At 63.8% G+C, this 12,400-nt stretch carries 9 protein-coding genes; 5 read left to right on the top strand and 4 right to left on the bottom strand.

Annotated features, from left to right (window positions below; all coding sequences use genetic code 11):
* Positions 1-68: 68 nt before the first annotated feature.
* The 3 genes from AB0N72_RS15900 to AB0N72_RS15890 form a co-directional block, all read right to left on the bottom strand.
* Positions 69-749 carry a FadR/GntR family transcriptional regulator gene (locus AB0N72_RS15900; RefSeq protein WP_363933136.1) on the bottom strand — a complete coding sequence of 227 codons (681 nt, stop codon included), beginning with the start codon at positions 747-749 and terminating at the stop codon, positions 69-71.
* Positions 746-2,032: an MFS transporter gene (locus AB0N72_RS15895; RefSeq protein WP_363933137.1), complete on the bottom strand. Its 1,287-nt coding sequence runs from the start codon at positions 2,030-2,032 to the stop codon at positions 746-748. Before AB0N72_RS15895 ends, AB0N72_RS15900 begins: the two co-directional genes overlap by 4 nt.
* A gap of 64 nt (positions 2,033-2,096) precedes the next feature.
* Positions 2,097-3,539 carry a PucR family transcriptional regulator ligand-binding domain-containing protein gene (locus AB0N72_RS15890; RefSeq protein ID WP_363933138.1) on the bottom strand — a complete coding sequence of 481 codons (1,443 nt, stop codon included), beginning with the start codon at positions 3,537-3,539 and terminating at the stop codon, positions 2,097-2,099.
* Between the two features lie 143 nt (positions 3,540-3,682).
* On the opposite strand from AB0N72_RS15890, the gene AB0N72_RS15885 reads away from it, so the two are divergent.
* Positions 3,683-5,113 (top strand): gamma-aminobutyraldehyde dehydrogenase, encoded by a 1,431-nt coding sequence (locus AB0N72_RS15885; RefSeq protein WP_363933140.1) that lies wholly within the window; start codon positions 3,683-3,685, stop codon positions 5,111-5,113.
* 45 nt (positions 5,114-5,158) lie between these two features.
* The gene (gene gabT / locus AB0N72_RS15880) at positions 5,159-6,514 is read left to right on the top strand and encodes a 4-aminobutyrate--2-oxoglutarate transaminase (protein ID WP_363933142.1); all 1,356 of its coding nucleotides are present in this window, start codon (positions 5,159-5,161) and stop codon (positions 6,512-6,514) included.
* Between the two features lie 132 nt (positions 6,515-6,646).
* On the opposite strand, the gene rarD is transcribed toward gabT, so the two are convergent.
* On the bottom strand, positions 6,647-7,714 hold the full coding sequence (rarD, locus tag AB0N72_RS15875; protein WP_363933144.1) for an EamA family transporter RarD: 1,068 nt from the start codon (positions 7,712-7,714) through the stop codon (positions 6,647-6,649).
* 118 nt (positions 7,715-7,832) lie between these two features.
* On the opposite strand from rarD, the gene AB0N72_RS15870 reads away from it, so the two are divergent.
* The 3 genes from AB0N72_RS15870 (at position 7,833) to AB0N72_RS15860 (ending at position 12,310) form a co-directional block, all read left to right on the top strand.
* The gene (locus tag AB0N72_RS15870) at positions 7,833-9,272 is read left to right on the top strand and encodes an FAD-dependent oxidoreductase (RefSeq protein ID WP_363933146.1); all 1,440 of its coding nucleotides are present in this window, start codon (positions 7,833-7,835) and stop codon (positions 9,270-9,272) included.
* 74 nt (positions 9,273-9,346) lie between these two features.
* Complete coding sequence (locus AB0N72_RS15865) at positions 9,347-10,690, top strand: GAF domain-containing protein (RefSeq protein ID WP_363933147.1); 1,344 nt, start codon at positions 9,347-9,349, stop codon at positions 10,688-10,690.
* Between the two features lie 96 nt (positions 10,691-10,786).
* Positions 10,787-12,310 carry an aldehyde dehydrogenase family protein gene (locus AB0N72_RS15860; protein WP_363933148.1) on the top strand — a complete coding sequence of 508 codons (1,524 nt, stop codon included), beginning with the start codon at positions 10,787-10,789 and terminating at the stop codon, positions 12,308-12,310.
* Positions 12,311-12,400 lie beyond the last annotated feature (90 nt).

Below are 12,400 nucleotides of genomic sequence, written 5' to 3'. Positions count from 1 at the left end.
CACTTATGGCCCATTCGGAGCTTCCGGATGGGCCATAAGTGACCCCGCGTTGTTTTAACGGGTTGCTGTCAGCGTGGCGCTGCGTCGGAGCAGTAATCCAGGTTCCGGTAGACGCTGCGGACGGCGGCGTCGGGATCGCGGGCCTCCAGCGCGTCCACGAGTTCGTCATGGCCTTCGCGCGGGATGCCGTTGAAGCCTTCCTTGCGCTGTTGCCGGAGGAGGTCGTTGTGGAAGACGCCGCCGAAGGAAGCGTACAGCTGGTGCAGCAGGGGATTGCCTGAGGCCGAGGCAACGCGTTCGTGGAAATCCCAGTCCGCCCGTGCCCACGCCGGGTAGTCCTCAGCCAGCCACGCATCATGGCGCAGGGCGAGGAGCCGCCGCATCTCGGCAATGTCTTCCGCAGTGGCGTGCTTGGTCGCCAGGCGCGCCGCCTGCGTGTCCAACCCGAGCCGGACCTCCACAATATGCTCCTGTGTGTGCTCCAGGTACATTCGCTGTGCAGCACCGGACATCTCGCTGTTGGCCCGCACGTAGGTGCCATCACCGCGGCGGACTTCCAACATCCCGGAGTGGGCAAGTGCCTTGATGGCCTCACGCAAGGTCCCGCGGGAGACGCCCAGGCTTGCCATGAGCTCAGGCTCTGCCGGGATGCGCTCCTGCAGCGGCCACTCGCCGGACTTGATCATGTCCCGCAGCTTGGCGGTGATCTCCTCGGCCAGGGCCGGGCGATGCGAAGGCGTCAGGGTCATGCTGTCCTCGGTCCGGTCTTGGTGGCAGTGCGTTTGCTGGTGAGCAGGTGGCAGGTGACCATGAGCGCCACGGCCACGATCGAGAGCAAGCTCATGGGCAGGACCCAGCCGCCGGTGGCGCTGTGGAGCAGCCCCATGCCAAAGGGACCAATTGCCGCAATCAAGTATCCCAGCGATTGGGCGATGGTGGAGAGCGCGGTGGTTTCCGCCGTCGAACCTCCGCTGCGGCTGATGATCACCAGAACCAGCGGGAAGATGCCCAAGCCGAACCCGAACAGCACGGCCGGCACGACTGCCAGCGACGTCGGCAGCCAGAGCATGGCTGCGATGGCCAGTAAGGTGGAGCTGCTGGCCAGATAGAGTGCTGGCCGGAGCATGCCCGGCCTGGAGCCGAAGGCGAGAAGAATCATTCCGGCGGCGACGGAAACGAGCTGCATCACGCCGAACTGCAGCCCGCTCTCTGAAGCGCTGAGGCCCTGCGAGGTAAGGATGTAGGCGAACCAGCTCATCACGGCGTAGGCCAGGAACGCCTGGAACGTGAAGATGGCCGTGATCAGGATGCCCAGGCGGGTGCGGAGCAGGGGCCACATGGACACGCGTGGCCTGTCGGTTTTGGTGGTGTTCCGGTGCGTGTGCAGGACAACCGGCAGGAAGCCCAGAAGCGCCGCAACACCCAGCAGCCCCCAGGCCGCCAGGCCCATGGACGGGGTGCCGAGTTGCTGGGCCAAGGGAACGCTGACTGCGGCAGCAAAGGTAGCGCCGCCGGACATCGTGAAGGTGTAGAGGCCGGTCATCATGGAGGTGCGGTCCGCGTAGTGCTCACGGATGAACGACGGCATGGCCACGTTGCACACTGCCAGGCCTGACATCGCAAGGACGGTCCCGCCGAGCAGGGCGCCGGTCGCAGGCACGCCGCGGACCAGCAGGCCTGCAGCGAGGAGGGCCAAGGCGATGGCGATGGCCTTCTCCACGCCAACCCGCCGCGTCAGCCAGGACGTTCCCAGCCCGGCAACGGCAAAGCAGAGCAGCGGAATGGAGGGCAGGATGGAGGCCACCAGTGCCCCATAGCCGAGCACTTGCTGCAGTTCGTGGAACAGCGCCGCGGCGCTGGTGATGCCGGCGCGAAGGTTCAGGCCGATGAGAATCACGGCAATAATGCCGACGACGGCGACGACGCGCGACTTCGGAACCGCCTGTTGCACCGAAGTGGCAGGGGCCTGGGCAGCTCCGGGAGAGATCGTGGGGATGTTTCCTGTCGTGGGTGTCAGAGGGGTCGTCGCCATATCTAAAGGTTAGACGTTTGACGTCTAATGTCTACACTTTTGTGGCGAAGCTCTCCGGGAGGGCTTACCTCGGGTTGCGTGAGCCCAGCCGCTGGACCGCCAGCGCAAGCCACAACTGCACCCGGTCCTGCGTTTGCGATGGGTCGTATCCCGTGAGCTCAGTGATCTGGGCCAGGCGATACCGCACAGTATTGCGGTGCAAGGTGAGGGCCTCGGCCACCGCTGCCACCGAACCGTTGTGGTTCAGGTAGCTCTCAAGCGTGGCCACCAATTCGGCACCGTGGGCGGCATCGAACTTGCGCAGCGGCGTCAGGGATTCGCTGGCCATATCCGCCAGCGGCACGTCCTCGCTGGCGAGCAGCAGGGATGTCAGGCTCAGCCGTTCAGGCTCGTTGACCGGCAAGCCGTGCGCCGCGGCGTCGCGCGCTTCAAAGTAGCTCCAGCGCAAGCCGTTCGGCTTCGTATAGGCGCCGCCGATACCGATCACGGCGTGGATGCCGGCTTCCTGCAAGTGGTCGCTGAGGCTCTTCGCCAAGGCGGTGGCCGAACTGCCGTCGTCGCTGACCACCGTTACCAGGTCCTTTCCGACGACGGCGCTGACGCCGGCTTCCAGCGCCTGGGGGAGGGAGATGCTGACCAGTTGCTTATGGTGTGCCGTGGATTCGGCAACCAGCACCACGTTCTTGCGGGTGCTGTTGATGCCTACGCCTGCCAAGCGTCGCGCGGCCTCGATGGTCTCCAGGGTTCCATGGATGACGTCGTCCAGCACCTGGCCTGCCATGGCCCGCTGGGACTGGCGCTGCTTGACCATGTTGTTGAGCTCTACGCTGATCAGGTTTTGCGCGTAGCTGACAATCCCCGAGTCGATGAACGGCTGCCGGAGCCAGAGCGTGCAGGCATCCCTGCGGCCGGTGGGAATCGGGTACGAAGCCCAGCCGTCCGCCGTCGGGGCCGGCTTTCCCGGCACGCTGTTGTAGAGCTGCGCGCTGAACTGGGTGAGCACGACATCAGTGCGGAGCATGCTGCCCAGTTGCTTGAGGAGTTCGTTGAGGCCACCGCCGGTGAGGAGGGAACGGGCCAAAATCTGGTGTCCCGCGAGGAGGCGTTCCAGATTGGAGTAATGGTCGGCGGAATGGGACTCGGCCACGAGCTTGCCGATGGCGATGAACGGGATCTCGTAGGGGACTTCCACCAATGGCAGTCCCCAGCGGTTGGCCTCGGCGATGAGGGCCTCCGGGACGGATTCGTGGGTCAGGCCGATGCCGAAGCCAATGCCCACGGCGCCCGCGCGCTGGACCTGGCGGACAAAGCGCCGCTGGTCGGCCGCACTCTTGAGACGCAGGCCCGTAGTCAGGACCAGCTCGCCGCCGCTGAGGAACCGCTGCGGATCCTCGAGTTCAGTCACTGCAACCCAGCTGATGTCCTGGTTCCAGGTGGTCTCGGCAACGCCGGATTGGCGGAGTTTCAGGGAAGGGACAGCGACGAGCGAAGCGAGGGACAGGGCCATGGTTAAAGCGTAACCCGGTGCTGGTCAAGCGCACTAAGCGGGGTGCGCTTGTGTGTGCAGCTGACTATTCCTTGGACCCTCTCCCTGGCATAGGCTCTGATCAGCTAAACCCAAGCCCAGACACCGAAAGAGGGTTGCACACCGTGGTTCAAACCTTGCAGAACTTCATCAATGGCGAATTCGTTACGCCGGCAGGTACGGGTCTCCTGGACATCGTGAACCCCGCCACCGGGGAAATCGTTGCCAAGTCTCCTATTTCGGTGCAGGCCGACGTGGACGCTGCCATGACCGCGGCCAACGAGGCCTTCAAGTCGTGGAAGAAAGCCACCCCGGGCCAGCGCCAGCTCATGCTGCTCAAGCTTGCTGACGCCGTCGAGGCCAACAGTGACGAACTGGTGGAGGCCCAGCACCGCAACACAGGCCAGGTCCGCTCCCTGATCGCGTCCGAGGAAGTTGCTGCCGGTGCAGACCAGCTCCGCTTCTTCGCCGGCGCCGCCCGCATCATGGAAGGCAAGTCCGCAGGCGAATACTTCGAGGGCCACACGTCCTACATCCGGCGCGAGCCGATCGGTGTCGTGGCGCAGGTTGCACCGTGGAACTACCCGTTCCTCATGGCCATCTGGAAGATCGGCCCCGCCCTGGCTGCCGGCAACACCGTGGTCCTGAAGCCCTCGGACACCACCCCTGAGTCCACCCTGGTGCTGGCACGCCTTGCCGGTGAGATCTTCCCCGCCGGTGTCCTCAACGTTGTCCTCGGCACCGGCGAAACCGGCGCCATGATGGTTGACCACAAGGTCCCCGGCCTGGTGTCCATCACCGGTTCTGTCCGTGCAGGCATTGCCGTGGCCAGCGGCGCAGCCAAGGGCCTTAAGCGGGCACACCTGGAACTGGGCGGCAAGGCCCCGGCCATCGTCTTCAAGGACGCCGACATCAAGAAGAGTGCCGCGGCCATCGCCGAGTTCGCCTTCTTCAACGCCGGCCAGGACTGCACCGCCATCACCCGCGTCCTGATCGAGGACTCGGTCCACGATGATGTTGTGGCAGCCATGGTGGAGCACACCAAGACCCTGCACACCGGTTCGCAGAACGACAAAGACAACTACTTCGGCCCGCTCAACAACGTGAACCACTTCAACGCCGTGACCTCCGTGGTGGAACACCTCCCGGAAAACTGCAAGATCGAAACCGGCGGCCACCGCGCAGGTGAGAAGGGCTTCTTCTTCGAGCCCACCATCATCTCCGGCGCCAAGCAGACGGACGACATCGTGCAGAAGGAAACCTTCGGCCCGGTCATCACGGTCCAGAAGTTCAGCACCGAGGAAGAAGCCCTGGAAATGGCGAACGACGTCGAATACGCCCTGGCGTCCAGCGTCTGGACCAGCGACCACGGAACGGCCATGCGCATGAGCCGCGACCTCGACTTCGGTGCGGTTTGGATCAACACCCACATCCTCCTGACGGCAGAGATGCCGCACGGCGGCTTCAAGCAGTCCGGCTACGGCAAGGACCTCTCCATGTACGGCGTTGAGGACTACACGCGCATCAAGCACGTGATGAGTGCACTCGACGCGTAACGCGTTCGCGTAACCCGTACAAATTTCCCAGAAAGGCAACCACCCATGACCACCACCGCGAACGAACTCTCGTACCGCATCGAGCAGAAGCGCAATATCAATGGCGCCTTCCCCGGCCCGAAGTCGCAGGCACTGGCCGAGCGTCGCTCCGCCGTCGTTGCTGCCGGCGTCGCCTCGGGCGTCCCCGTCTACGTTGAGGACGCCGACGGCGGCATCATCCGCGACGTCGACGGCAACTCCTTCATCGACCTCGGCTCCGGCATCGCCGTGACCAGCGTCGGCGCGTCCGATCCCGCCGTCGTCGCCGCTGTGCAGGAAGCTGCCGCGCACTTCACGCACACCTGCTTCATGGTGACCCCGTACGAGGGCTACGTTGCAGTTGCCGAGCAGCTCAACCGCCTCACCCCGGGCGACCACGCCAAGCGCACCGTGCTCTTCAACTCCGGCGCTGAAGCCGTGGAAAACGCCGTCAAGGTTGCACGACTGGCTACCGGCCGCGACGCCGTGGTTGCCTTCGACCACGCCTACCACGGCCGCACCAACCTGACCATGGCACTGACCGCCAAGGCCATGCCGTACAAGACCAACTTCGGCCCGTTCGCGCCCGAGGTCTACCGCATGCCCATGAGCTACCCGTTCCGGGAAGAGAACCCGGAGATCACCGGTGCCGAGGCCGCCAAGCGCGCCATCACCATGATCGAGAAGCAGATCGGTGGCGACCAGGTTGCCGCGATCATCATCGAGCCCATCCAGGGCGAGGGCGGCTTCATCGTCCCGGCCGAAGGCTTCCTGCCGGCACTGTCCGCATGGGCCAAGGAAAAGGGCATCGTCTTCATCGCCGACGAAGTCCAGTCCGGCTTCTGCCGCACGGGCGAATGGTTCGCCGTTGACCACGAAGGTGTTGTTCCGGACATCATCACCATGGCCAAGGGCATCGCCGGCGGCCTCCCGCTGTCCGCGATCACCGGCCGCGCCGATCTGCTCGACGCCGTTCACCCGGGTGGCCTCGGCGGCACCTACGGTGGCAACCCGGTTGCCTGCGCCGCAGCACTGGCAGCGATCGACACCATGGAACAGCACGACCTCAACGGCCGCGCCCGCCACATCGAAGAGCTCGCCCTGGGCAAGCTCCGCGAACTGGCTGAGGAAGTTTCCGTTGTTGGCGATGTCCGCGGCCGTGGCGCCATGCTGGCAATCGAACTCGTTCAGGCCGGCTCCAAGGAACCGAACCCCGAGCTCACCAAGGCCGTTGCTGCCGCCTGCCTCGCCGAAGGCGTCGTCATCCTGACCTGTGGCACCTACGGCAACGTGATCCGCCTGCTCCCGCCGCTGGTCATCAGCGACGAACTGCTCATCGACGGCCTCGAGGTCCTCGCTGCAGCCATCAAGGCCCACGCGTAAGGTCTGATCTTCACCGCAAGAGGCGGGCCGGGGAATTTACCCGGCCCGCCTCTTTTCGTTTAAAGCAACGCGGGGTCACTTATGGCCCATCCCAAGGCCAAACATGGGCCATAAGTGACCCCGCGTTGCTGATTAATGGGCGGCGGCCAGCCTGGCCTTCTTCTTCAGGACCGAGTTCTTGCGGGTGGTCCGCAGCATGTCGATGGTCAGGAGGACCAGGGCGAGCCAGACAACGCAGAAGCCGATCCAGCGGGCCGTGGTCATGGTTTCGTGGAACACCAGCAGGGCCACCACGAACTGCAGGATCGGGGCGAAGTACTGGAGCAGCCCGATCGTGGTCATCGGCAGGCGCCGGGCAGAGGCACCGAAGAACAGCAGCGGAACGGCGGTGATCACCCCGGAGGCCACCAGGAGCCAGAAGTGTCCGGCGCCCAGGGTTGTGAGGGTTTCCGCGTTGGTTACGGCCAGGACCACCATGGTGATGGCGGCGAAGGGGGCCAGCACCATGGTCTCCACGCTGAGGCTGGTCAGTGCATCCACCTTGGGGCCGATGCGCTTCTTCACGAAACCGTACAAGCCAAAACTAAACGCAAGGATCAACGCGATCCACGGCAGTTGACCATAGGAGAAGGTCAGGACGCCCACGGCAACGAAGCCAATGCCCACGGCCGTCCACTGCAGGGGACGCAGTTTCTCCTTGAGGACAAAGACGCCCAGCAGCACGGAGACCAGCGGGTTGATGAAGTAGCCCAGCGAAGTCTCCACGGCATGGCCGGTGGTGACACCAAACGTATAGGTGAGCCAGTTGATCGCGATCAGGCCCGCAGCCAAGGCGAGTGGACCGAACACGCTGAGGTCCTTCAAGGCGGCGCCGAAGACCTTCCATGACCGCGTGATGGTGATTAGCAGTGCGCAGAAGATGAGGGACCATACAATCCGGTTGGCGACGATTTCGATCGCGCCGGCGGGCATCAGGACGAAGAAGTACAGGGGAAGCAGTCCCCACAAGCCGTAAGCGCCGATGCCGAACAGGATCCCCGCCGTCGACTCGCTCCGCACCGGTTTGCCGGAGCCGCCGGTTCCTTTGCCTCCGCTGCCGGCTATCGTCGTCGGAGGCTGGTTGGACGGGGAGCTTGAGATGATCTGATCCGGAGTCGACACATTGTCGCCAACACCGGCAACCGGCGCAATATTCCGCAATCTTTGTGAATTTCTGTGACTCCTGCCATATAGGCGGCCCGGTGCAGGGGCGGCACCTAGAATGAGAGTCTGCGCGCCCCCACCAGCGGCGTGGCTCACTGCTTCGGAAGGGCTCACGGTGTCCAACTCAGCCGCAACCACCCCCAATCGTCCGCTTCGCATTGCCATTGTTGGTGCGGGTCCTGCAGGTGTCTACGCCGCGGATATCCTCACCAAGTCCAACGAGGTCAAAGACGGGCATGTGGAAGTCAGCATCGATCTCTTTGAAGCCTATCCCGCACCGTATGGACTGATCCGTTATGGCGTGGCTCCGGATCATCCACGCATCAAGGGCATCGTGAACGCCCTTCACAAGGTATTGGACCGGGGCGATATCCGGTTCCTGGGCAACGTCACCTACGGCCGGGATCTGACCCTGCACGACTTCCGTGCTTTCTACGACGCTGTGATCTTCTCCACCGGCGCCATCAAGGACGCCGACCTCAACATCCCAGGCATCGACCTGGAAGGGTCCTTTGGTGGCGCGGACTTTGTCTCCTGGTACGACGGCCACCCGGACGTGCCCCGCGAATGGCCGCTGGACGCGAAGGAAATCGCCGTGATCGGTAACGGCAACGTGGCCTTGGATGTCGCACGGATGCTGGTCAAGCACCCTGAAGAACTGCTGGTGACCGAGATCCCGGACAATGTGTACGCCGGGCTGAAGAACTCGCCGGTCACCGATGTCCACGTGTTCGGACGCCGCGGTCCGGCCCAGGTGAAGTTCACGCCCTTGGAATTGCGCGAGCTTTCGCACTGCAAGGACGTAGACATCGTGCTGTACCCGGAGGACTTTGAGTTCGACGACGCATCGGATGAGGCCATTCGCAGCAACAACCAGATCAAGACCATGGTCAACACCATGACCAACTGGCTGGTGGAGGAGCACGCCGAGGCGGAGCAGCCCTCGTCCCGCAGGCTGCACCTGCACTTCCTGCACAGCCCCGTGGAGATCCTGGATTCGCCCGAGGATCCCGGCAAGGTGGCGGGGATAAAGTTCGAGCGCATGGAACTGGACGGCACCGGCAACGTCAAGGGAACGGGGGAGTTCATCGAATACCCCGTGCAGTCCGTGTACCGCGCCATTGGCTACCACGGCTCGCCGCTGGAAGAACTTGAGTACGATGCCCGCCGCGGCGTCATACCGAACGACGGCGGCCGCGTCCTGGGTGCCGACGGCAAGCCCGTGCCGGGAATCTATGCAACCGGCTGGATCAAGCGCGGACCCGTGGGGCTGATCGGGCATACCAAGGGTGATGCGCTGGAAACCATCGGCTGCCTCCTCGAGGACCGGCTCTCCCTGCCCCCGGCGGAGAACCCGGACCCACAGGCGATCATCGATCTCCTGGAAGAGCGCGGCATCCAATACACCACGTGGGAAGGGTGGAACCGCCTGGACGCACACGAAGCCGCGCTTGGCGCCGCGTGGTCGGCTTCCGGCGAAAACCCGGACGGCGTGGTCCGCGAGCGCATCAAGGTTGTTCCGCGTGAGGAAATGATCCGGATCTCCCGCGGCTGACAATCTCCTCCACCCGAACTAGACTTCTGGATACTGTGCTGCCCACCACACGCGCAGTTCCCAGGGGAGTTCGAGTGAGGAATCCAATCCATCCAGTAGTTCCAGGCATTGACGCCGCGGAGCTGTTGCAGAAGCGTGCTTTGGCTGGCCACGAACACCTGGAATCCTGGCGCACGGGAACTACTGGTGAAATCTCCGGTCTTCGCCGATTGGTCCACGAATCGTGGCAGCGTTCGGCGAGCCTGAAAGCCAATCCCGATGTCCCCGAAGCCCCCTTGGCAATGGATCGCGACGAGCTGGAGGACTACCGACGGCAGCACCCTTTGGCTGCCATCATGCCCGTGATCAAAAAACTGCTGGTCCTGCCAAGCCATGACAGTGGACTGCTGGTGGCGGTGGGCGACGACGTCGGGCGGCTTTTGTGGGTGGACGGCGATCCCGTGATGCAGCGGCGGGCAGAAGGCATGATGTTCGTGGCCGGCGCCGACTGGTCCGAAGCCTCCGTGGGTACCAGTGCGCCGGGCACCGCGCTGGCCCTTGACCGCAGCATCCAGATTTCCGGTGCCGAGCATTTCAAGCGCTCCGTCCATCCGTGGAGCTGCACCGCGGTGCCGTTCCATGATCCCGATTCCGGCGCGGTGCTCGGCGTCGTGGACATTACGGGCACTGAAACCGCCGTCGCTCCGCACACGCTGTCCCTGGTGGAGGCAACGGTGGCGGCGGCACAGGCGCAGCTGCGCATCGAACGGCTGCAGCTGGCCGCCGCCGTTCGGGAGAAACCACGACGCCGGAGCGCGGCTGCCACCTCCAGCCACGCTTTGTACCGGAACAGCCTGCAGTTGCTCGGACGCGACCAGGCCCTGCTCAGTATCGATGGCCGGACGGTCTCCTTGTCGGCACGGCACAGCGAAATATTGGCCATTCTGGGGAACCACCCGGACGGGCTCAGCGCCGATGATCTCTGCGCCCAGCTCTACCCCGGCGAGGGATCCTCCGTGACCCTTCGCGCGGAAATGGTGCGGCTCCGCAAGGTCATCCAGGAGCTCAGCCCGGACGCGGTGCCTGAATCACGTCCCTATCGCTTGCCTGTCGAGTTGCTTCCGGATTCCGGCCAGGTGCTTAGCTGCCTGCAGCGGGGCGCGCACCGCATCGCCTTGGAGATTTACAAAGGTGCCGTCCTGCCGCGGTCGGAGGCGCCCGGCGTCGTGCAGTTGCGCGAGCGGGTCTCGCTTCTGCTGCGCGAGGCGCTGCTCAGCGACGGCAGCGTCGATTCCCTCCTCAAGTATGCGGAGCTGCCTGAGGCGAAGTACGACGCCGAACTCCGCCTTGCGGTCCTGAAGCTGCTTCCGCCCCGCTCGCCCAAGCGGAACGCCGTGGTGGCTGATCTTGAGCGGATCGACGCCGAGCTACGATCGTGAGCTGACTCACACTGTTGCAACGTAGCTGCAACCTCCCGGCTCCTAGGCTCGGATCAATGGCGACAGCCACCGTGATTCGCAGCAAAGGAGCTAGCAATGACCGTTTATGCACAGCCGGGTGCCGAGGGTTCGAAGGTCACTTTCAAGGACCGCTACGAGAACTGGATCGGCGGCGAATGGGTCGCACCGGTTAAGGGTGCCTACTTTGAGAACATCACCCCCGTCACGGGAAAGGCTTTCTGCGAAGTTGCCCGTGGTACGTCGGAGGACATTGAACTGGCCCTGGACGCCGCCCACAAAGTTGCACCGTCGTGGGGAAAGACATCAGCGACAGAACGCGCAGCCATCCTGAACAAGATCGCCGACCGTATCGACGAGAATGTGGAACTCCTGGCTGTCGCTGAGACCTGGGACAACGGCAAACCTGTCCGTGAGACCCTCAACGCCGACATCCCGCTGGCCGCTGACCACTTCCGCTACTTCGCCTCGGCCGTCCGCGCCCAGGAAGGCCACCTGTCCCAGCTGGACGAGGACACCACCGCCTACCACTTCAAGGAGCCCCTGGGCGTCGTCGGCCAGATCATCCCGTGGAACTTCCCCATCCTCATGGCCGTGTGGAAGCTCGCCCCGGCACTCGCAGCCGGAAACGCCGTCGTCCTGAAGCCGGCTGAGCAGACGCCCACCTCGATCCTGGTCCTCATGGAACTGATCGGCGACCTCCTGCCCGCCGGCGTGGTCAACGTTGTCAACGGCTTCGGCGTCGAAGCCGGAAAGCCGCTGGCTTCCAGCCCCCGCATCCGCAAGATTGCCTTCACAGGCGAGACCACCACCGGGCGTTTGATCAGCCAATACGCGTCCAACAACCTCATTCCCGTCACGTTGGAGCTTGGCGGCAAGAGCCCCAACATCTTCTTCGACGACGTCGCCGCCCAGAACGACGCCTTCTACGACAAGGCACAGGAAGGCTTCACGCTCTTCGCGTTCAACCAGGGCGAAGTCTGCACCTGCCCCTCCCGGGCCCTGGTGCAGGAAGGCATCTACGACACCTTCATGGCCGACGTCGTGGCCCGCACGCAGAAGATCATCCAGGGCAACCCCTTGGACACTGACACCCAGGTGGGTGCCCAGGCCTCCAACGACCAGTTGGAGAAGATCCTGTCCTACATCGACATCGGAAAGCAGGAGGGCGCCAAGCTCCTCACCGGTGGTGCCCGCGCTGAACTTTCCGGCGATTTGGCCGGCGGCTACTACGTGCAGCCCACGATTTTCGAGGGCCACAACCGGATGCGGATCTTCCAGGAGGAGATCTTTGGCCCCGTCGTTTCCGTCACCAAATTCAGCGACTACAACGACGCCATCGGCATCGCCAATGACACCCTTTACGGGCTTGGTGCCGGTGTCTGGTCGCGCAATGGAAACGTCGCCTACCGCGCAGGCCGGGAAATCCAGGCCGGCCGCGTGTGGGTGAACAACTATCACGCCTACCCGGCAGGTGCCGCCTTCGGTGGCTACAAGTCCTCAGGCATTGGCCGTGAAAACCACGCCATGATGCTGGACCACTACCAGCAGACCAAGAACCTCCTGGTCAGCTACAACGAGAACAAGCTCGGCTTCTTCTAGGAGTTTTCGTACAGCAGATGCCCTTATGGAGCCGTTTTAAGGGCATCAGCTGTACAAAAACTCCCATTATTCGGTCAGATCAAAGGAGAT

It is taken from the genome of Paenarthrobacter sp. NPDC089307 (assembly GCF_040685055.1).
GTDB lineage: Bacteria > Actinomycetota > Actinomycetes > Actinomycetales > Micrococcaceae > Arthrobacter.
This window is presented reverse-complemented; position numbering and strand designations above follow the sequence as displayed.

Excerpts from the sequence above, each read along its gene's own strand:
- gabT (WP_363933142.1), top strand. The coding sequence starts at position 5,159 with ATGACCACCACCGCGAACGAACTCTCGTACCGCATCGAGCAGAAGCGC.
- AB0N72_RS15900 (WP_363933136.1), bottom strand. The coding sequence starts at position 749 with ATGACCCTGACGCCTTCGCATCGCCCGGCCCTGGCCGAGGAGATCACC.
- AB0N72_RS15895 (WP_363933137.1), bottom strand. The coding sequence starts at position 2,032 with ATGGCGACGACCCCTCTGACACCCACGACAGGAAACATCCCCACGATC.
- AB0N72_RS15890 (WP_363933138.1), bottom strand. The coding sequence starts at position 3,539 with ATGGCCCTGTCCCTCGCTTCGCTCGTCGCTGTCCCTTCCCTGAAACTC.
- AB0N72_RS15860 (WP_363933148.1), top strand. The coding sequence starts at position 10,787 with ATGACCGTTTATGCACAGCCGGGTGCCGAGGGTTCGAAGGTCACTTTC.